This is a genomic window from Avibacterium sp. 20-129 (assembly GCF_026226845.1).
Taxonomy (GTDB): Bacteria; Pseudomonadota; Gammaproteobacteria; order Enterobacterales; family Pasteurellaceae; genus Avibacterium.
Genome location: NZ_JAKKOE010000001.1, coordinates 1016019 through 1036665 on the forward strand (window position 1 = coordinate 1016019; position 20647 = coordinate 1036665).

The 20647-nt window shown below is 38.9% G+C and carries 24 protein-coding genes and 1 tRNA gene; 19 read left to right on the top strand and 6 right to left on the bottom strand.

Going from position 1 to position 20647, the window contains the following annotated elements:
- Positions 1-7: 7 nt before the first annotated feature.
- Together aroB and L5B90_RS04775 are read left to right on the top strand one after the other, a co-directional pair.
- Positions 8-1096 carry a 3-dehydroquinate synthase gene (gene aroB, locus L5B90_RS04770; RefSeq protein ID WP_265762551.1) on the top strand — a complete coding sequence of 363 codons (1089 nt, stop codon included), beginning with the start codon at positions 8-10 and terminating at the stop codon, positions 1094-1096.
- 5 nt (positions 1097-1101) lie between these two features.
- Positions 1102-1968, top strand: a complete 867-nt coding sequence (locus L5B90_RS04775; RefSeq protein WP_265762285.1) for a Dam family site-specific DNA-(adenine-N6)-methyltransferase — start codon at positions 1102-1104, stop codon at positions 1966-1968.
- Here the strand turns inward: L5B90_RS04775 and L5B90_RS04780 are convergent.
- Entirely contained in the window at positions 1956-2270 is a 315-nt protein-coding gene (locus tag L5B90_RS04780; protein WP_250350924.1) for a DciA family protein, read from the bottom strand. The two genes, L5B90_RS04775 and L5B90_RS04780, sit on opposite strands and share 13 nt — an antisense overlap.
- A gap of 106 nt (positions 2271-2376) precedes the next feature.
- Between L5B90_RS04780 and secM the strand changes: the two genes are divergently transcribed.
- The 3 genes from secM (at position 2377) to mutT (ending at position 6001) form a co-directional block, all read left to right on the top strand.
- A complete protein-coding gene (gene secM / locus L5B90_RS04785) occupies positions 2377-2688 on the top strand; it encodes a secA translation cis-regulator SecM (RefSeq protein WP_265762286.1) in 312 nt (103 codons plus the stop codon).
- A gap of 88 nt (positions 2689-2776) precedes the next feature.
- Complete coding sequence (gene secA / locus L5B90_RS04790; RefSeq protein WP_250350926.1) at positions 2777-5485, top strand: preprotein translocase subunit SecA; 2709 nt, start codon at positions 2777-2779, stop codon at positions 5483-5485.
- Positions 5486-5599: 114 nt separating this feature from the next.
- Positions 5600-6001 carry an 8-oxo-dGTP diphosphatase MutT gene (mutT, locus tag L5B90_RS04795; protein ID WP_265762287.1) on the top strand — a complete coding sequence of 134 codons (402 nt, stop codon included), beginning with the start codon at positions 5600-5602 and terminating at the stop codon, positions 5999-6001.
- A gap of 456 nt (positions 6002-6457) precedes the next feature.
- Here mutT and mltF read toward each other — a convergent pair whose 3' ends face one another.
- From mltF to mfd, 3 genes are all read right to left on the bottom strand, one after another.
- The gene (gene mltF / locus L5B90_RS04800; RefSeq protein ID WP_265762288.1) at positions 6458-7846 is read right to left on the bottom strand and encodes a membrane-bound lytic murein transglycosylase MltF; all 1389 of its coding nucleotides are present in this window, start codon (positions 7844-7846) and stop codon (positions 6458-6460) included.
- A gap of 111 nt (positions 7847-7957) precedes the next feature.
- Positions 7958-8542 (bottom strand): D-sedoheptulose 7-phosphate isomerase, encoded by a 585-nt coding sequence (gene lpcA, locus L5B90_RS04805; RefSeq protein WP_250350929.1) that lies wholly within the window; start codon positions 8540-8542, stop codon positions 7958-7960.
- Between the two features lie 86 nt (positions 8543-8628).
- Positions 8629-12063: a transcription-repair coupling factor gene (gene mfd / locus L5B90_RS04810; protein WP_265762552.1), complete on the bottom strand. Its 3435-nt coding sequence runs from the start codon at positions 12061-12063 to the stop codon at positions 8629-8631.
- A 231-nt stretch (positions 12064-12294) separates the two neighbouring features.
- On the opposite strand from mfd, the gene L5B90_RS04815 reads away from it, so the two are divergent.
- Both L5B90_RS04815 and L5B90_RS04820 read left to right on the top strand, forming a co-directional pair.
- Positions 12295-12384, top strand: a tRNA-Ser gene (locus L5B90_RS04815).
- A 227-nt stretch (positions 12385-12611) separates the two neighbouring features.
- Complete coding sequence (locus L5B90_RS04820) at positions 12612-13799, top strand: tyrosine-type recombinase/integrase (RefSeq protein WP_250364096.1); 1188 nt, start codon at positions 12612-12614, stop codon at positions 13797-13799.
- A 31-nt stretch (positions 13800-13830) separates the two neighbouring features.
- Here L5B90_RS04820 and L5B90_RS04825 read toward each other — a convergent pair whose 3' ends face one another.
- Both L5B90_RS04825 and L5B90_RS04830 read right to left on the bottom strand, forming a co-directional pair.
- Positions 13831-14088, bottom strand: coding sequence for a hypothetical protein (locus L5B90_RS04825; protein ID WP_250364095.1), 258 nt, complete (start codon positions 14086-14088; stop codon positions 13831-13833).
- 226 nt (positions 14089-14314) lie between these two features.
- On the bottom strand, positions 14315-14437 hold the full coding sequence (locus L5B90_RS04830; protein WP_265748357.1) for a hypothetical protein: 123 nt from the start codon (positions 14435-14437) through the stop codon (positions 14315-14317).
- Positions 14438-14767: 330 nt separating this feature from the next.
- On the opposite strand from L5B90_RS04830, the gene L5B90_RS04835 reads away from it, so the two are divergent.
- The 12 genes from L5B90_RS04835 to L5B90_RS04890 all read left to right on the top strand — a co-directional run bounded on the left by L5B90_RS04835 (position 14768) and on the right by L5B90_RS04890 (position 20588).
- Positions 14768-14974 carry a helix-turn-helix transcriptional regulator gene (locus tag L5B90_RS04835; protein ID WP_035688126.1) on the top strand — a complete coding sequence of 69 codons (207 nt, stop codon included), beginning with the start codon at positions 14768-14770 and terminating at the stop codon, positions 14972-14974.
- Positions 14975-14977: 3 nt separating this feature from the next.
- Entirely contained in the window at positions 14978-15655 is a 678-nt protein-coding gene (locus tag L5B90_RS04840) for a hypothetical protein (RefSeq protein WP_250364094.1), read from the top strand.
- A 2-nt stretch (positions 15656-15657) separates the two neighbouring features.
- Positions 15658-16716 (top strand): P2 family phage major capsid protein, encoded by a 1059-nt coding sequence (locus L5B90_RS04845; protein WP_250364093.1) that lies wholly within the window; start codon positions 15658-15660, stop codon positions 16714-16716.
- 132 nt (positions 16717-16848) lie between these two features.
- Positions 16849-17109, top strand: a complete 261-nt coding sequence (locus L5B90_RS04850; protein WP_250364092.1) for a type II toxin-antitoxin system Phd/YefM family antitoxin — start codon at positions 16849-16851, stop codon at positions 17107-17109.
- Between the two features lie 74 nt (positions 17110-17183).
- Complete coding sequence (locus tag L5B90_RS04855) at positions 17184-18281, top strand: hypothetical protein (protein WP_250364091.1); 1098 nt, start codon at positions 17184-17186, stop codon at positions 18279-18281.
- A gap of 174 nt (positions 18282-18455) precedes the next feature.
- Positions 18456-18671: a helix-turn-helix transcriptional regulator gene (locus tag L5B90_RS04860; protein WP_250364090.1), complete on the top strand. Its 216-nt coding sequence runs from the start codon at positions 18456-18458 to the stop codon at positions 18669-18671.
- Positions 18661-18966: a transcriptional regulator gene (locus L5B90_RS04865; protein WP_250364089.1), complete on the top strand. Its 306-nt coding sequence runs from the start codon at positions 18661-18663 to the stop codon at positions 18964-18966. The genes L5B90_RS04860 and L5B90_RS04865 overlap by 11 nt, the downstream gene beginning before the upstream one ends.
- Before the next feature lie 102 nt (positions 18967-19068).
- Positions 19069-19653 carry an ash family protein gene (locus L5B90_RS04870; protein ID WP_250364088.1) on the top strand — a complete coding sequence of 195 codons (585 nt, stop codon included), beginning with the start codon at positions 19069-19071 and terminating at the stop codon, positions 19651-19653.
- Complete coding sequence (locus L5B90_RS04875) at positions 19646-19915, top strand: hypothetical protein (protein WP_250364087.1); 270 nt, start codon at positions 19646-19648, stop codon at positions 19913-19915. Before L5B90_RS04870 ends, L5B90_RS04875 begins: the two co-directional genes overlap by 8 nt.
- Positions 19905-20231: a hypothetical protein gene (locus L5B90_RS04880; RefSeq protein ID WP_250364086.1), complete on the top strand. Its 327-nt coding sequence runs from the start codon at positions 19905-19907 to the stop codon at positions 20229-20231. The genes L5B90_RS04875 and L5B90_RS04880 overlap by 11 nt, the downstream gene beginning before the upstream one ends.
- The gene (locus L5B90_RS04885) at positions 20221-20445 is read left to right on the top strand and encodes a hypothetical protein (protein WP_250364085.1); all 225 of its coding nucleotides are present in this window, start codon (positions 20221-20223) and stop codon (positions 20443-20445) included. Before L5B90_RS04880 ends, L5B90_RS04885 begins: the two co-directional genes overlap by 11 nt.
- On the top strand, positions 20445-20588 hold the full coding sequence (locus tag L5B90_RS04890; RefSeq protein ID WP_250364084.1) for a hypothetical protein: 144 nt from the start codon (positions 20445-20447) through the stop codon (positions 20586-20588). The genes L5B90_RS04885 and L5B90_RS04890 overlap by 1 nt, the downstream gene beginning before the upstream one ends.
- Positions 20589-20647: the final 59 nt, after the last annotated feature.

A 20647-nucleotide genomic window follows, 5' to 3' on the forward strand; every position in this document is an offset into this window, starting at 1 on the left:
AAAAATGATGTTGTGCGTAAATGTTGAATTAAAAGAACGTCGTTATCCTATTTATATCGGCGCTGGCTTGCTCTCCGATCCTAGTGTTTATCCCCTAAAAGCAGGCGATAAAGTAATGCTTGTGAGCAATCCGACCATTGCACAACATTATCTTGCTCCAGTCACAGAAACATTAACTCAGCTTGGTTGTCAAGTTGATCACGTATTATTACCCGATGGTGAGCAATATAAAAATCTTGAGTCGCTCAATCTGATCTTCACTGCATTATTAGAAAAAAATCACGGTCGCGATACGACTTTGATTGCGTTAGGTGGCGGGGTAATTGGCGATGTCGTGGGCTATGCTGCAGCCAGTTATCAACGTGGTGTACGTTTTATCCAAATTCCAACCACGCTACTTGCTCAAGTCGATTCTTCTGTTGGTGGAAAAACCGCTGTGAATCACCCACTCGGTAAAAATATGATTGGGGCGTTTTATCAACCTTGTACGGTGATTGTAGATACCCTCACCCTTCATACCTTACCGAAACGCGAAGTCAATGCAGGTTTAGCGGAAGTGATTAAATACGGCGCTATTTTAGATTACCCATTCTTTGAATGGTTAGAACAACATATTGATGAATTGGTTGCCCTTGAACAAGCCCCGTTACAGCACTGTATTGCCCGTTGTTGCCAAATTAAGGCTGATGTGGTGGCAAGAGATGAAACCGAAAAAGGCGACCGAGCCTTACTTAATTTAGGTCATACTTTTGGTCACGCCATTGAAACCCATTTAGGCTATGGGCAATGGTTACACGGTGAAGCCGTCGCCGCTGGCTCAATGATGGCAGCAGCCCTTTCTGAAATGTTAGGCGATTTATCCGTACAAGATGTGGGGCGTTTAGAAAAACTTTTTGCGCACGCGAACTTACCTACGGTTTCGCCAGATACAATGCAACCTGAAGATTACTTACCACATATGATGCGTGATAAAAAAGTATTAGCCGGAAAATTACGCCTCGTATTGCTGAAATCACTTGGACAGGCTTATGTGGCTACCGATAGCGACAAAGATCTTGTTCTTGCAGCCATTGCCCGTTGCACACAAACTGACTAACTTCAATGTATCCTAATGCGACAATTTTCCCACAACAAAAATACCGCCCTTTTCTAAAATGGGCGGGCGGAAAATTTCGTCTTACCGATCAAATTAATAAATTATTTCCTAAGAAAAAACAATGCCTTATTGAACCTTTCGTCGGCGCTGGGGCAGTTTTTTTGAATAGCCAATTTGAACGCTATATTTTGGTAGATATTAATGCGGATTTAATCAATCTGTTTAATACGGTTAAGCAAGATGTAAATTTGTATATTGAGGCAGTGAAAACGGTCTTTTTCCACCCTGATGCCAATACACCTGAGTATTATTACGCACAGCGTAACCAATTTAATCAATCCAGCAATCACTTTGAACGTTCCGTTTTGTTTTTGTATCTCAACCGTTTTGGTTTCAATGGGTTATGCCGTTATAACAGCAAGCAGGAATTTAACGTGCCTTTCGGAAGTTATAAAACCCATTATTTCCCCGAACTTGAGCTACGTTATTTTGCCCATAAAGCACAAAGTGCGGTGTTTATTTGTGCCGATTTTCACGAAGCGTTTAAATTTGCGGATGAAAATTCCGTTATTTATTGTGATCCGCCTTATGCGCCGATTAAGCAAGAAAGCAATTTCACCAGTTATGCGGGCAATGATTTTTCTTTAGCGCATCAACAAGCCTTGGCAAACTTAGCACAACATACCGCCAAGGAACATCAAATTCCTGTCTTGATTTCCAATCACGATACCAAATTTACACGTCAAATTTATCAAGGGGCGAAAATCAAACGTTTAAAAGTGCAACGTTCAATCAGCCAAGCCTCTCATAAACGGATTAAAGTCAATGAGTTAATCGCCACTTTTCACGGCAACCAAACTCAACGAGGCTGACTGAGCAAGGCAGGATTGACGTTAAATTGAAGTTGCTGAATTTGCGGATTTAACTCCTTTACTTTTGCTAATAGCTCTTTTTCTCTGAATAACAAACCTTGGCGCACCATCGCATTTGCCACCTCAATCACCAATACCGTTTCAGAAAAATTTGCCACACGATAAAAACCGTTAAATTGACTTGGAAATAACCGCGCTAATTGCTCGTTTAATTGTTGTAACAAAATGCCTTTTTGCATAATTTTGCCAAGGCGAGAATTTTCTAACACGTCTTGTACATTGGTGGGTTTACTGTATCGCATTACTTGTTTTCTACTTTTTTGACCTAATATTACACATCAAAGTAAGACATTGTAGTGATTTTCCGCTACAATAACAGTGATTTTTTGATTAAAAATAAGTTACCGAATGATTTCATCTAAAAGCACACAGAATTTTTGGTCGCAATTCCTACTCAGTATGATTGCGATCTTTGCCTTGCCTAATGCACAAGGTATAGAAAATGCGGGGCTTGCTTGTGAAAATTATTCTCGGGAACAACGCCAAACGCAACAGCTTGCTTGTCATCAGCTTGTTGCGCACAAACAAAGTATTCAACAGCAACAAAAACCAACGAAAAACCATTTTGTTGCCCCAAAAATTCTCCATCAAAAAGCACCGCACTTTATTTTTCCTGTATTGCGTGCGGCTACACCAATCCGCGCTGGCCCTGTTGCTTAGCCTTTTTCCGCCAAATATATATCCTTTGAATGATTTCAGCGCCTTGCTGAAGTTTAATTTAACCTATTGATATAAAAGAAATAACATTATGTTTAGAACTATTTTTACAAAAATTTTTGGCAGTCGTAATGACCGCATTCTACGTCGCTTAAACAAACAGGTGGCAAAAATCAACAAAATGGAACCGGAATTTGAAGCGTTAAGCGATGAACAATTACAAGGCAAAACCGCAGAATTTCGTGAACGCCTAAAAAACGGTGAAACCTTACAAAGTCTATTACCTGAAGCTTTTGCTACGGTGCGTGAGGCAAGTAAACGTGTACTTGGTATGCGTCATTTTGATGTGCAATTAATTGGTGGAATGGTGCTGAATGATCGTTGCATTGCAGAAATGCGTACTGGGGAAGGGAAAACGCTGACCGCTACCTTACCTTGCTATCTTAATGCCTTAACTGGGAAAGGGGTACACGTTGTAACGGTAAACGATTATCTTGCTCGCCGAGATGCAGAAACTAACCGTCCTTTATTTGAATTTTTAGGTATGACTGTGGGCGTAAATATTCCGGGATTACCTGCTGAGGAAAAACGTGCTGCTTATGCTGCAGATATTACTTATGCAACAAATAGCGAATTAGGCTTTGATTATTTACGCGATAACCTTGCTCATTCTGCTCAAGAACGTTTCCAGAAAGAACTCTACTACGCCTTAGTGGATGAAGTGGATTCTATTTTGATTGACGAAGCTCGTACTCCGCTGATTATTTCAGGGCCTGCGGAAGATAGTTCGGAACTTTATATTGCCATTGATAAGTTAATCCCACACTTAATTAAACAAGATAAAGAAGACACCGAAGACTATCAAGGTGATGGGGATTACACCTTAGATTTAAAAACAAAACAAGCCTATCTGACTGAACGTGGGCAAGAAAAAATCGAAACGTGGCTGATTGAACAAGGATTAATGCAAGAGTCAGAATCCCTTTATTCCCCAGCCAAAGTCGCATTGTTACACCACGTTTATGCTGCATTGCGTGCGCATACCCTCTTTGAACGTGATGTTGATTACATCGTAAAAGATGGTGAAATTATCATTGTTGATGAACATACAGGGCGTACAATGGCAGGGCGTCGTTGGTCTGAAGGTTTACACCAAGCCATCGAAGCCAAAGAAGGGGTGCCAATCCAAAATGAAAACCAAACGGTGGCATCCATTACTTACCAAAATTATTTCCGTCTTTATGAAAAATTAGCCGGAATGACCGGAACAGCAGATACGGAAGCCTTTGAATTTCAACAAATTTATGGCTTGGAAACCATTGTAATCCCAACCAATCGACCAATGATTCGTGATGATCGTACTGATTTAATGTTTGAAAATGAACAATACAAATTTGCGGCGATTATCGAAGAAATCAAAGACTGCATTGCCCGTAACCAACCTGTATTAGTAGGGACAGCATCGATTGAAAAATCAGAATTATTATCTGATGCGTTAACCAAAGCGGGAATTAAGCACAGTGTGTTAAATGCCAAATTCCACGCACAAGAAGCAGAAATCATTGCCAATGCGGGTTATCCCGCTGCCGTCACTATTGCCACCAATATGGCAGGACGCGGTACAGATATTGTACTTGGCGGGAACTGGAAAGCAGAAGTGGCGAAATTAGATAATCCAACTGACGCACAAATCGACGCGATCAAAGCCAACTGGCAAACACGCCACGACATTGTAAAACAAGCTGGCGGTTTGCATATTATCGGCACAGAACGCCACGAGTCACGCCGTATTGATAACCAATTGCGTGGACGTTCAGGACGTCAAGGCGATCCCGGTTCATCACGTTTCTACTTATCCTTAGATGATGCCTTAATGCGAATTTACCTGAATGAAGGTAAATTGAATATGATGCGTAAAGCCTTCAGCACACCGGGGGAAGCAATGGAATCTAAGTTGCTCACCAAAGTAATTGCCTCAGCCCAAGCAAAAGTGGAAGCGCATAACTTTGACGGGCGTAAAAACTTATTAGAATTTGATGACGTTGCGAACGATCAACGCCACGCGATTTATCAGCAACGTAATGAATTACTGGATAATGAAAACATCGCTGACACCATTGAAGTGATCCGCCAAGATGTGTTTAACACGGTTATTGATCAATATATTCCACCAAATTCTCTGGAAGAAATGTGGGATATTCCCGCGTTAGAACAACGTTTAAAACAAGATTTTGCGTTAGATTTACCTATCGCACAATGGTTAGAAGAAAATAATGCCTTACACGAAGAAACCTTGCGTGAACGCATTATTGAAGCGGCTGTTGCTGAATATAAACGTAAAGAAGAACTAGTTGGTTCGGAATCAATGCGCCATTTTGAAAAAGGCATTATGTTACAAACCCTTGATGAACTTTGGAAAGAGCATTTATCGGCAATGGATCACCTGCGCCGTGGCATTCACTTGCGTGGTTATGCACAAAAAGATCCAAAACAAGAGTATAAGAAAGAATCTTTCCAAATGTTCACAGATATGCTTGACGCATTAAAGCTCAGCGTTATCACGACACTCAGCCGTGTACAAATCCGTACGCAAGAAGAAATTGAACAAGCAGAAAGATTACAACAAGAAATGGCTGCCCGTGAACAGGCACAAATGCAATATAACACTGACGATGAACAAGCGGAACAAACCCCATTGCCGCCTTCAGATCGTAAGATTGGTCGTAATGAGCCTTGCCCGTGCGGTTCAGGGAAAAAATACAAACATTGCCATGGCAATCGTGCGGCGAACTATCGTTAATTGATAAAATATAAAAGTGCGGTAAAAATTTCTGATTTTTTTACCGCACTTTATAGAGGGTCTGTTGATCATTCATTTTACATTTGAGTTATCCACAAACCCTAAGGAGAAAAAATGGCAAAACCGATTATCCAAGTTGCAGCCGGGATCATTCGTAATGAATTTGGGCAAATTTATCTTACTCAACGCCTTGAAGGGCAGGATTTTGCGCAATCTTTAGAATTCCCCGGCGGGAAAATCGATAAAGGTGAAACGCCCGAGCAAGCCCTTGCCAGAGAACTTGAAGAAGAAATCGGCATTCATATTCTCAACGCCGAGTTATTTGAGCGTTTTACCTTTGAATATCCCAGCAAGGTCATTCAATTTTATTTTTACCTTGTGGAACAATGGGTGGGCGAACCTTTTGGTCGAGAAGGGCAGGAAGGAATGTGGATTGCACAATCTGAACTCGATGCCAGTCAATTTCCGCCCGCTAACAGCAAGCTTATTCAACGTTTACTGGCTGAAAATCGATAAGTTATCACCAATCAAAAAGCATTATATGAAAAATATAATGCTTTTCTTTTTTCAACGAATTAGGTGCTATGCCCATTTAGCACGCTAACAACGTGGTGTTCTCACCCAAAAAAAATCTCATAAAACGTGGTTAAATTGCTTGAGAAAATTCCTCTATGCTCTACAACACGTTGTCTTGTGTTGTGTGCGATTTTGGCTATTTTTAGTCCCGTTACCCAAATAGCGTCTTAGCAACAAATATCCTGTATCACAAATTGCAATGAATGACGTTCGTGTAAGCGGAATTTTCTTTGCTTCAAACGTTTTAGTCTTAACGCTCGTACCTGAGATAAACGGAATAATTTCGTGTTGTTTTTCTTCAAAAATGTTTTTCTTTTTATTGCCATAATGTCCTTCTCTTTTCTATTCACAACCTAAGGAAAATCTTCTAAATGATTTTCTATGTTAGGGTAAACCTTAGTGTGGTGCTTCTTGGTTTTGCTGTATGCGGTGATAATTCACAATGCTGTTCATATAGCGACGAATATTTTCAATATACTGATAAGCCTCATAACCTCGTGCATAGCCATATTTTAAATTAGTGTAATAACGTTTTTCCGCCAATAAAGGCAGATTTTTCTTCACATCAAGCCAGTTATCGGGATCGCCACCAAGGCTCTTTGTTAAGCGGCGTACATCAAGCAAATGCCCAAGTCCCATATTATACGCACACAAAGCAAACCAAATGCGATCTTCTTGGCGGATGGTATTTGGCATTTGCGCCAGTAATAAATGCAAATATTCCGATCCCGCTTTAATGCTTTGCTCCGCATCTAAACGATTGTTGATTTTCATTCGTTCCGCTGTTGCCTTAGTCAGCATCATCATTCCGCGTACGCCTGTTGGCGAGGTGGCTTCTGGATTCCAATGGGATTCTTGATAGGCAATCGCAGCCAATAAACGCCAATCTAACTCCCCTTTATACTTATCAAAAAGATCCGCATATTTCGGTAAAATCGTTTCAATTGCATTTAAATAAGAACGGGTATCCACATAGTCAAATTGGGCTAAATGGTTAAAATATTTTTCCTCAATGCGTGCAATAAGCCCTGTTTCAATGGCATTATTCATAAAATCGAGCAATGCGGCTTGCAGTTCATTATAGGTATTATTCGCCAAATACCAATGAATGGTCGCTTCGTCAGTAACATCAAAGGCAACCGCCAGCTGTGGCTTAATTTGTTGCGTAATAGAAATATCTATTGAATTGGCAATGGTGTAATCCAGTTTACCTTCTGCGACTTGCAGTAATAATTCTTCTTGGCTTTGATCCACGGTTGTCCATTGCAAATCAGGATATTGCTCTTTAAAACGATTAAGTAATAGATTAAGTTCAGAGCCTTTCGCCAGCACTAAGCGTCCATTTAATTTTTCTAACGAAGTAGGGCGATTTTCTCCTTTACGGTAAACCAGTTGCCACGAGGCAGAAGAATACGCAGGACCGAGCTGAAATTGTTCTAACTTTTCGGGTTGATAAAGCAAATTCGCTGCTGCTAAATCAATTTGATGCGCGGATAAGGCAGAAAACAGTGCTTGAGTACTCTCCATTGGGCGAATATCCAATTCCACATCCAAATAATCTGCAAAGGCTTTTGTGAGTTCATATTCAAACCCCGTTGCGCCCTCTGAACCAATAAAATAAGAAATGGGATTATTCAGTGTGCCAACAATCAATTTACCTTTGGTTTGCACCATTGCATAAGGATTATCTTCCGATTGCATTATGCGTTGCCACGGGAACACCATATCAATGGCCCACAATAATAAGGCAACGGCACTCACTATACGTAAAAATAAACCTTTCAATCTTGCTCTACTCTATCATCACAACACATTGTCTGTGCTTGGTTAAAGTTAAAAGTGCGGTAAAAAATCATTTAATTTTGTACCGCACTTATCAAATAAATGAAAGCGAAATTATGCTGCTTTCGCCATTTCAAATTCAATCAACATCATTAAAATATGGATCACTTTGATATGAATTTCTTGAATGCGATCGGCATAACGGAAATGTGGCACGCGAATTTCGACATCGGCAAGCCCCGCCATTTGTCCCCCATCTTTACCTGTCATGGCAATCACTTTCATTCCTTTCTCTTTTGCCGCTTTAATCGCATTCAAAATGTTCTTAGAATTACCTGAAGTGGATAAACCAAAGAGTACATCCCCTTTTTGCCCCACTGCCTCAATATAACGAGAGAACACATAATCATAGCCAAAATCATTACTCACGCAGCTTAAATGGCTGACATCAGAAATCGCAATGGCAGGGTAGCCGGGGCGGTTTTCACGATAACGCCCAGTGAGTTCTTCAGCAAAATGCATTGCATCGCAGTGCGATCCGCCATTTCCGCACGAAAGCACTTTTCCACCTTGTTTAAAACTCTCCGCAATTAACAACGCAGCTTGTTGAATTAATTCAATATTTTTTTCATCATTGACGAATTTATTAAGCACATCTTGTGCTTCGTTAAGCTCGGCTTTAATTTGATCTAAGTACATTTTATTCTCCTTTTGCAAACACGCCTCAAAATTAAAATGGCGTTAATCTATCACGATTTTGCCATTAATTCATTATATTTCCGTTGCTATGCGTTTAATGTTTGGAGTAATTCCGTTACAAAATCCAACCGCACTTTATTTTCTGTTAAATCACGCTGAAATCTAAATTTCGTTGGGCCGTCAAAGCGATATACCGCCGGCGATTGCTGAATAAGTTGCAAGAATTTTGTCGGATCAAGGCTGGCTTTAGGAGAAAACTCAATAAAGCCACCTTGCGCCGTGGCTTCCATACGAATAATCTGTAATAGCTTAGCTTGCAAACGCAACTGGGCGATCTGTAATAAATTTTTTGCAGGTGTCGGCAATAAGCCAAAGCGATCGATTAATTCCACTTTTAATTCATCAAGCTCTTGGGCGTTTTCAGCACCGGCAATACGTTTATAAAAGCCAAGACGCATATTCACATCGCCTAAATAATCATCAGGTAACAAGGCAGGAATGCGTAAATCAATTTCAACTTGACGCTGAGTGAGTTCATCAAGGGAAGGCTCACGTCCCTCTTTCAGCGCATTCACGGCACTTTCTAGCAGATCCATATACAAAGAGAAACCAATGCTTTCAATTTGTCCGCTTTGTTCATCACCAAGTAATTCCCCTGCCCCACGAATTTCTAAATCTTGCGTTGCCAACATAAAACCTGCGCCAAGGTTATCGAGACTTTCTAATGCTTCAAGGCGTTTTACTGCATCTTTTGTCATCGCTTTCGGATGAGGCGTCAATAAATAGGCATAAGCTTGGTGATGAGAACGCCCCACTCGCCCACGCAGTTGGTGTAATTGGGCTAAACCAAAACGATCCGCACGCTCAATGATGATGGTGTTCGCAGTAGGCACATCAATCCCTGTTTCAATAATGGTCGAGCAAACCAGTACGTTGTAGCGCTGATGATAAAAATCTGACATCACACGCTCTAACTCACGCTCACGCATTTGTCCGTGTCCAATAACAATGCGCGCTTCAGGCACAAGTGCGGTTAAATTTTCGGCACAATTTTCAATACTCGCCACATCATTATGCAAATAATAAACCTGCCCACCACGTAGAATTTCACGCAAAATGGCTTCGCGGATAATTAAATCATCAGCTTGCCGTACAAAGGTTTTAATCGTCAAACGGCGTGCTGGTGGCGTGGAGATAATAGAGAGATCGCGAATACCATTCATTGCCATATTTAACGTGCGTGGGATCGGCGTTGCCGTAAGGGTGAGAATATCCACATTAGCTCGCAATTGCTTAATTTTTTCTTTTTGACGCACGCCAAAACGGTGTTCCTCATCAATAATCAGCAAGCCTAGATCGTTAAATTTAACTTCTGGCTGAATAAGTTTATGTGTGCCAATCAAAATATCAATTTTCCCCTCTGCTAAAGCTGTAAGCAGCGTTTTTTGCTCTTTTGCTGTTTTAAAGCGGGAAAGTACTTCCACATTCACAGGTAAATTAGCAAAGCGATCTTTGAAATTTTCATAATGTTGCTGGGCAAGGAGCGTAGTCGGCACAAGTACGGCAACCTGCTTATGATTCATCACCGCTAAAAATGCGGCACGCATTGCCACTTCTGTTTTACCGAACCCAACATCACCACACACCAAACGATCCATTGCTTTCGGCTGGCACATATCAGAAATCACCGCATTGATTGCGGTCATTTGGTCTAGGGTTTCCTCAAAAGGGAAGGTAGCTGAAAACTGCCTAAATTCATCGCGATCATAATGAAATGCAAAGCCTTTTTGTGCCTCCCGTCGAGCATACACATCTAATAATTCTGCCGCCACATCACGAATTTTCTCAGCCGCTTTCTGACGGCTTTTCACCCAAGCATCACTGCCTAATTTATGCAATGGTGCAGTTTCTTCTGAACCACCTACATAACGGCTAATTAAGTGGAGTGAAGTAACAGGCACATAAAGTTTAGAATCATTAGCATATTGCAACAGTAAAAATTCCGATTTTATCCCTGCATTTTCTAGTGTCACCAAGCCTGCATAACGCCCTACACCGTGATCTAAATGCACCACAGGCTGACCAATTTTCAGTTCAGCCAAATGGCGGATTAAGGTATCTGGATTAACCGATTTTTGTCGATCTCGGCTACGCTGTTGCACACGTTCACCAAGTAATTCCGTTTCCGTAATCAATGCAATGGAATCATTGTCTTTATCAATAATAAAGCCTCGATCTTGGCTACAAATCAGTAAATTTTGCTTCGCTTGTAAATCGGAAAGATGCGTAATTTGCTTTGGTCTTAACTTCAACGAACTAAGCAAATCAAGCAGGGTTTCTCGACGCCCTTCTGTTTCAACACAAAACACAATATCCCCATTAAATTGCGTCATAAACTCACGCAAATTTTGGAGAGGTTCTTTTTGTTGTAGCTTTAAGCTTAAATCCGGCAAGCCTTGCACGGGTAAGTTTTGCTGACGAACAGAAGCACGTGCCACTTTCTCCGCTTTCAGGGTGATTTTAGGAAAATGTTTGAGCTGATGATTAATTTGGTCAATCGGCAACCAAAGCTGATCTGGCGGTAATAAAGGGCGCATAGGATCAACACGGCGACTTTCATAACGTTGCTCACAATCTTGATAAAAACGCTCGCCTTGTTGCTGATTGTTAGCAAAATCAATAAATAAAGTCTGTTCAGGTAGGTAATCAAATAAGGTTGCCATTTGCTCAAAAAACAGAGGTTGCCAATACTCAATCCCAGCCGCCAACGTGCCTTTGCTCACTTGCTGATAAATATGCTCTGGATCACGGCGAATTTCACCAAAAGTATCACGAAATTTTGTACGGAAAAACTCAATGCCTTTATGATCCGTAGGAAATTCTTGTGCTGGTAATAAACGGATAGAAGGAATTTCTTCTAATGTTCGCTGGCTATCCACATCAAAGGTGCGAATGCTCTCAATTTCCTCATCAAAAAAATCTAAACGAAAAGGCACCGCACTTCCCATAGGAAAGAGATCGAGTAACGCACCACGCAATGCGTATTCACCGTGTTCCAACACTTGTTCCACAGCACGATATCCTGCATTTTCTAACTGTAAACGGAAATCGTTAATGACAATACGATCATCTTTTTTAACCAGTAAAACATTATGTTGCAAATACGCTGGCGGGCAAATTTTTTGCATTAAGGTACTGATTGGCAAAATAAAAATGCCATTTTTTGCATTTTGTAAATGGAATAACGCACTGAGTCGGGAAGAAATAATATCTTGATGTGGCGAAAAACTGTCATAAGGCAAGGTTTCCCAATCAGGAAAAAAGGTAATCGGCTCAGAGATAATTTCTGCCAAAATTTTAGATAAACGTACCGCACTTCGTGTGTCTGGCGTAACAACAACCGTTAGTCCTTGATGTTGTTGGGCAATTTCGGCAATTGCTAAAACATCACTACCTGCAATGACATTAGCTAAAATTTTGTGATCATTCGCTTTTGTTGGGATATTCAAATCAAAATACATCATAATACTAAGTGCGGTGTTTTTTTCCGTCTTTTTTAAGATTAAAAATACGGCTAGTCTAACGGAAATCCACGCATTTGCAAAGAAGAATACTGTTTTTTTACACAGTATAAAAATGCCCAAAATGACCACTCGCATTGACTGTCCCTATTTTAATCAGTTAGGTGATAAAGACAGAAAAACGCTTGACGAAAGCCGATGAAATCTTTATATTCTGCCTCTATTCCCAATGGTGAGATGTCCGAGTGGTTGAAGGAGCACGCCTGGAAAGCGTGTATGTGCGAAAGTGCATCGGGGGTTCGAATCCCCCTCTCACCGCCATCGCTGATATTTTTTCAGTTCTTTTTGTTCGTATTGTTCACTAACTTATTAAAAAACAAGGATTTTTGTAGTTCGTTCTGTTTTTTCTGTTCTTTTTGCGTGTTTTTGTTCTTGGCGAAATGATCCCAAATGATCCCTTTTTTGTTAGCTCTCACTTACAAAAATGGATTTTTTAGATTTTAGGGATCATTTCTTGAAATTTTTCAATTAAATCAAGAGCTAACACTATGACAAAAATCAACCAAACTTTTATCAATAAACTGAAAGCCACAGGCAAAGAAGAACGCTATTCACTAGGGCATAAACTCTTTTTAGTGATGACCCCTAAAGGTAGCAAGTCTTATCGTTATATTTACCGCTTACCCGATACCAAGGCGATTAGAAAAAAGAACCTTGGGCGGGCTGATATTATTTCCCTTGAAGAAGCGTTAAATATGGCGATTTCTTATAATCTTTCGATTGCCCAAGGCATTGATCCTTTAGCGCAAATTCAAGCAGAAGAAAAGCAATTACAGTTGCAAAAAATCACGTTGATAGAGATTGCGGAAGATTGGCATAAGACAAAAGGCGTTAGATTAAGCGAAGCGCATTTAAAAGATCGCTTAGCACGTTTTAAAAATCATTTATTTCCAATTTTGGGCGAATACCCTATTTCAGCCATTACCCTTTTTAATGCAAGAGAGTTGATTAAACCTATTGCCAATAAAGCCCCGTTTATGGCTGAAAAAGTTGCACGGGATTTAAGAGAATTAGGCAATCACGCCGTTGAAATGGGGATTTTATCTAGTAATCATCTCGCTTTAATCAAGCAGTCTTTCCCTAGACCGAAATCAAAGCCTAATCCTTGCATTAAATCGCAAGAATTACCGCTATTCTTTAAGCGCTTATTTGAATCAAATTTAGCGCTACAAACACGCTTACTTATCGAATTTGAGCTTTTAACTATGGTAAGGGCTAACGAAGCGGCAAGTGCTGAATGGGTTGATATTGATTTTGCTACTAAGCGCTGGGTTATTCCCGCAGAAAAAATGAAGATGGATAAGCCCCATTATGTGCCATTAAGCACGCAAGCCATTGAGATATTGCGGCTATTACAGCAACTTAATGGGCATAAAAGATATGTTTTTTCGCATCGTTCTGATGATATGAGCCACATTTCACCAAATACGGCAAACCAAGCATTTAAGCGTATTGGCTATAAGAATATTATGACCCCGCACGGTATGCGCTCACTGGCTGCAACGTATTTAGAAGATGTTGGGGCAGAAGCTCACGAAGTAATTAACGCTTGCTTGGCGCATAATGAGAAATCAACAACTGCAAAAGTCTATTTGCGCAGTAACTTCTATGAAAGACGGATCCCCGTTATGCAAATATGGGGCGATTATGTAGAGCAATGCAAGAAAAATCGTTAAACAAGAAATTAAGCGGCGCAATGCCGCTTTTTTATTCATCTTCACATTCCTCTTCATCTTCTTCGCATTCATCATCATAGGAAGAATAAGGCTCTTCAACATAATATGATTTTGGTTTGCTTTCTTCTTTTTTGTCTTTACCACTCGTTATGACTTTATAGGCAACGTAGGCAATAGCCGCTTTCTTAACTATGCTACTTTTCTTTTTTGTCTTCTCTTTTGCTAGTGCTGGATTTAATCCGCCGAATAGTAAGGAAAGAATAAGCCCGAATGTAAGAAGTTTTTTCATTCTTTTAATCCTTAATGAAAGTTGAATATGTTAAATAATCATCTATTTCTAATTCTTAAAAAGCAAGAAAAATCATATATGACTGTTATTATTAAATTTATATTCAACAATGGAATATGAAAATAATTCATATATCAAAACTAGCTCATTTTTATTGTATCTATATACAGCCATCAAAAACGCCATAAAACGCCTATTTTGGGGCGTTTCTTTTAGCTTAGCATATTTACAGATTTTTTATTTTCCCTTCTTGGTGCGCTTCTGCTTGGGCTAAACGTTGGAAAACGTGCGGCGATAAAATCGCTAGCATTTCCTCGCCACGCCCGCGCATTAAATGTAGTGTTTTCAACGCAAATTGCGGTGATGGTTCAAGCCTTGCCCCGCTTGGTATGAATTAAATTCATAAACTGCGTTTCTTCAACGCAAATCAACGCAAAAAAACGCAAAAAATTGTGCTTTTAGTTATAAGAAAGTGCGGGGCTTTTTGGCTAAATTTTGCCCTTATCATATTTCTAGCCTTATTTTTGGCGTTGCTACATAAAAAATAAGCCTGATTTTGTGATCATCACCCTCACAATTCAAACAAAATGACAAAAAAACGCCCCTTTTTTATCCTTAACACGAACAAAAACGAACGCCAACGAAACAGGGCGGAAACAAAATACAAGGGGCTAAAAATGTGAGTGAAAACCAAAGAAAACAGCGATTTATCAGCCTTGAGCAAGTGATCGACCGCACAAGCCTGAAAAAAACGACCATTTACACACTAATGGCAAGAAATGAATTCCCACAATCTATCAGCATTTCAGCAAATCGCCGTGCTTGGCTGGAAAGCGAAATAGAAGACTGGATAGAAAGCAAAATCAACGCACAAAAAGAGATTTAACCAATGGAAAAACCAAAAACCGAATTTCAACAACATAAAACGAAATATCTAGCTGAAAAACAAGCCTTAGATAATCTGCTGAAAGAAAAAAGCAAAACGCAGAATATTATTGCCGCACTTCAGCAAGATTTAATCGAACAAGCGAATAATGCAGAAAACAAGCTAGAAAAAGAAAATTTTATTTCAGCTGATGATTATGTTGCATTAAAACAAGCTGAAACGGGGATAAAAACACGAATTGAATATTACCAAGCCTATTTAGAAGGAATAGACGCCAAAATATATCAACAGAAAGAACGTTTATTTAACGAATATCAGCAAATTTTGCAAATGCGAGAAAAAAGCCTACTGGCTGAATTTAACGCATTATTTGAACATTTTTTAAATGAACAAAAAGACACCCTAACCCGCCTTTATTCATTGCTCAAATATAGCGGCGTTGCACAACCTAATCCCCTTGATGACAGCTACAAAGGCACGCTTGAATATGCCGTAAAACAAATGCTACTTAAAAAGATTGAAAAAGGAATAAATAGCGAAATTCCGCTAGATAATGAATGGGAATTGCCTCTTTTTGTGAACCGTGATGAGTTAAAAACACCAACACAAAAGCATAAAGAAAGTTTTTCCAAAGAAAAAACGGGATTTCAAAAATTAATCAATAATTTAAAAGGTGAATAAAAATGAATGTTACAGAAAAAGTAAAAAAACTACTTGATAGAAGTCAAAATAGTTCAGGTGAAGAATACGCTGAAACAGATATTCACAATAATATTTCTAAAAACTTCAATAGGTATATTGTTAAATTAGGAAATAGCTTAGGTTTAGATCTGAATGGTGATGCGTACCATACGCTAGATTTAACAGCAGAAAATAAATTACTTGAAAACTTATCTAAAAATAGCTTATTTGGTTTAATTAATGTTATTAAAACAACCAATCAAGAAGGCGACACACTAGGAATTCATATTCCTATTGCAAGCACAGTTGATACAAATGTTGAAGAAAGAACTCCTACAAAAGGTTATATCTCACCAATTCAGCAATTTAATTGTGAACAAATCAACATAGATACTTTTGTGAGTTATGAAAAATTAGATAGACTAGCGAATTATTTAGATAAAGATTTTGAACAACTATTTGATAGTCAACTCACAAAACAAATGCTACTAAGCCTTTTAATGATTGGCTTTAATGGAAAATCTCGCTCAAATCATTCTAATCCTGATAGTAACCCACTGGCCCAAGATGTAAAAAAAGGTTGGGTGCAAAAAATTAAAGAAAATGCACCAGAAAAAATCATTACAGCGGGAAATGTAGGAGCAGGTGAAAAATATAAAAACTTGAAAACATTAATCAATGCAGCAAAAGAAAAAATTAGCTACCCTTCACGTTTAGCTGATGATTTAATCATTCTGTGCGGTAGAAATATTCTTGATGATCGCAAAATTATTGTTGAATACAGTGATTTATCACAAGATAACACGGGGCTTATTACGATTAGCCAAGAACTAATAAGCGGCTTAAAAGCAATTAGCGTTCCTTTTTTTCCTGAAAATTGTGTATTAATCACTTCATTAAAGAATATTTCTCTTTATTTACAAAGCGGAACAGTGCGCAGATTTATGAAAGATGAAGCAAGGCACGATCGTATTGCTAACTACATTTCAATGAGCTTAGATTTTATCATCGAAGACTACAACGCCTTAGCATTAATTGAAAACATCAATATCATAGATTAGCTTTCGTTGCGCAGTAAGCTTTGGGCGGATTTATTACCGCCCTTTTTTATTGCCTTAAGGTTTGAAAGTCTTTTATAAGATTTTTGATGGTGCTAATATTTAGCCGAATTAAACACAACAAGGAACAGCACAATGGCAATTCATCAAATCTTAACCCGCCACACGGCAAGCATTAGCGACTTGAAAAAAAATCCTATGGGGATCGTATCAGAAGGCACGGAAGAAGAAGGCGCAATCGCTATCTTAAACCGAAATGAACCCGTTTTTTATTGCGTTAATCCACAACTTTTTGCTGTTATTCAGGAAATACTCGAAGATAAAGAACTAAGCGAAATTGTCAAAAAACGCCTTGCAACCATTGCCCCTGTAAAAGTTAGCCTAGATGACCTATAACAGCCCAATAACGGGCTTTTTTGCTATCAAATAACAATCAAATAACCATCAAATAAATCAAGGATTAAATCAAAATGGCACAGCAAAAAATAAATTTACCACCGCGAAAATGGTACACACTAAAACAAGCCGCTGAAAAATTTACTTATGAAATAAATCATCAAATCACCGTATCAGATATGATACATTATTTATTTAATGGTTATTTCTTACCTTATATTCATACAAGATATAAATTAAATCATTCCCTTATTTTTAACGGTAAATATTATCTTGATTTTAAAGAAACAAAGAATAAACTTTTAGAGAAAATCAATTCAACACTTAAACTAAACTATCAAAACTTAACTATTCTTGATGACTATTGTAAATTAGCCGTTTTTCATATAGATCGCCCTAAAATCCCTTCAGAAATTTGGATAAATGAATATCTAGCTAATTTTCTTGATATTCTTAACCTTAAATCAGAAAATGAACTCAACGACAATATACTTGATAATTTTTTTAGTAAAAATCGCGTAATGACCTATGGAATTGATGGCTTATTAGCAATAAAAATAGACAGCCTATATAATGGCTATTCTTCAACTTTTGAAGAAATGCGAACACTAGAAAAGGGCGTAATGCTTTACCATACCGATTTATTTACACCGCCTATAGAAAATCTTGATGATAAACTTGCCCTTTACCGCTTAGAATTAACCAGCCCTATTTTTATTCCCGCTGAAGAAATTATTATTCTTTATGATGATTTACAGCGAATAATTGAAAATGAGCGGGTAAATTTAAAATCTCTTGCCAATGAAAGAATAGAAACGACAGAAACAGCCGAAAAAACAAACAAAACGATTAAAAATAAATCGAATGAAGAATCGAATAATGGAACAGATGAAAAAATCAAAAACAAGAAAGACTTTTACAACAAAGCAATTTTTAACGCAATCAAGCTCACCGCAGAGGCAAATCCAGAATGCGGCGGCTATCAGATAGTTAAAGCCGTAATCGCTGAAATAAAGGCGCGTTATAATTTAAAAGATGTTACTGATCTTTATTCTGATCGCCATTATCTCGATAAAGCTAAAAAAGAACTCAAGCTAACCTTTCCAAAAAATAGCGGAAATCGAAAAACCAAAATCAACGTTATCTTAGATAGCGAACAGCCTAATAAATAATCGAACAAAGTCTATAAAATAATCGAACGGTGCAATTTTTGCCGTTCGATTTTCTCTTTCTCTTTTCGATTTTTCTCACACTCTAACCTTTCTACCATTCCCCCCGAACAAAAACACGCTTAAAGCACAGAACGAACAAAAAGAACTTTTTCAACCAAAACCACTGGGGAAACGATGAGCGAAACGATCACATTATCCCGCTATGCCAATGCCAAAGAAGTTTGTGCATTGCTTGGCATTTCAAAAACAGCCATTCATAAATACAGCAAAAGCGGCACATTTCCAAAGCCAATCAAGATCGGCAATTGCTTACGCTGGAATATGGAAAGCGTGCGGGCTTGGATAGCGAAACAAGAACAACCAACTAATAGGGGAATTAATGGCAATTAACATTAAATGCCCGTTTTGCGGGGGCGATACAAAAACCCGCTCAAGCCATAAACCATCACTATTAAGCGTAAACGCTAGTGTTTATTGCCCCAACTGTGGGCAACTAAAGGCGCAATTTGTGGGGCAACTTTATGAAGTAAAAAGAGCCGTTTATATTGATTGCCCAGAGGCGCAAAAGTGGAATGAAACAGAAAAAGAACAGATAGACAAAGGCACGCTAAAAGCCGTGAGCAATCAAGAACGGCTAGATAGCCTAATGAAAAAGGAAGAACCACAACAGAAATTCAAATTTTAGCCAATAAAAAAGGCTCACACCCCAATAATGTAAGCCTTTTTTGCTATGCCATCAATTAAATCAAAATGAGATTAAAACAATTCATAACAGGAAAGGAACGCTATGAATAACTTTCATAATACAGCAAAACGCCTTAAAATCAAGGCATTCACACCATTTTTTTATAAGTGCGGTGCTTTTTTTGCAGATTTTTGCTTGACAGAAAACGCCTTTGAAAATTACAGTATTCCCGCTTTCGCAAAATCGAAAGCCGAGCCTGGAAACTCGAACGATATACTTGTGGCGTATAGTAACACGCCTATTAATGCGTGTTTTTTTATGCGTAGCACAAACACACCCAAAGAAAGCGTTATGCAAATTTGCACAACGGCATTTCTCTCTATGGTGGCGTGTTATGGGAAAGGTTTCGCCCTTTGCTGTGTTCCACAAGTCGCAGTTTTCCAGCCCGTAACACGTTACCGCCCAAGCCTGGAAACTTTAGCGGTAACTTCACGAAAACTATTTACTTGTGGAGTAAACGCAATGATCTATCTATTCAAAGCCGTAAGCCGTTCAGACTTACGCAATACCAAAAAACATCTTTCCTCTTTCCCACGCTATACCGTACGCATAAATGCCGACAGTATCGAGCAAGCCACCGCACAAGTTGCTCCATTTTTTGTGATCTTGGGGGTGAAAAATGCGTAATCTCACTAAAGCCGATCTTTTAGATGAATTAATAACGATAGAATTTTTGTTTCACCAGGCAAAAGAAGCGCTATCAAAAGAAGATCTTAATATTGCATTTAATGCGATTAAGGAAATTCGATCCGCACAATATAGCAACGTTGCATTAAATGCATATTCAAATCAGCAACTACTAAAAGAGATGATGAAAATCATAGAGCAAGGAATAAACCCATCTACGCCAGCAGAAAAGGAAAACGAAGGGGGCGATTATGTGCATTAAAAATAACCTAACAAGCATAAAACGTATTAACAACCTAATGCGCCACTATCGCCCACAACCCAGCAAGGAAAGGAGATTAAGTGAAAAATTGCAAGCCTTATCTAACCTAATTGGCTTAAATAACTCACTTTTTGAAGTGATGGATCGTAATTTTCAAGAGTATATGACTTCAAAAGATGATGATCTAATTTACGCCAAGCAGTGCATTCATTTTGATTTGATGATTATCGCCCAGTTACTGAATGACAATTTAGAACGGGAGTTCGACCAGTTCAGCACGTTCTTATTAGAGCAAGGGGGCAACGATGATCACTAAACGCATCACCCTACCAGATGGTACGCTTATTGAGTTTTTCGCCAATAATACGGAAGAAATGGCGCTAATGTTGCCAGAATATGCCGAAACACTAGCCCAAAAGCGGGCGGCACGATTGCAACAACTAAAAGAAACCCAACGCAACCAGCAAAAAGCCCGCAGAAAGCGCCTACAACGCCAAAAACTGGCAAGACGCAAGGCAAGGGGGCAATAATGACGTACACAAAATTGCCTTTATTGGTTGTTTATTTAGCCGCACATATTCCAACGGAAAAAGCCGCCAATCGCTTAAGTCTTGGAAGACAAGCAAATAAAACAATGCCAAAACGGAACAAAACGGCACAATTACCCGCTTAATTTATTCACACCGTCTTATTCATTTAAGGCGGTGATTAACGCAAAAAAGGTTATAAATT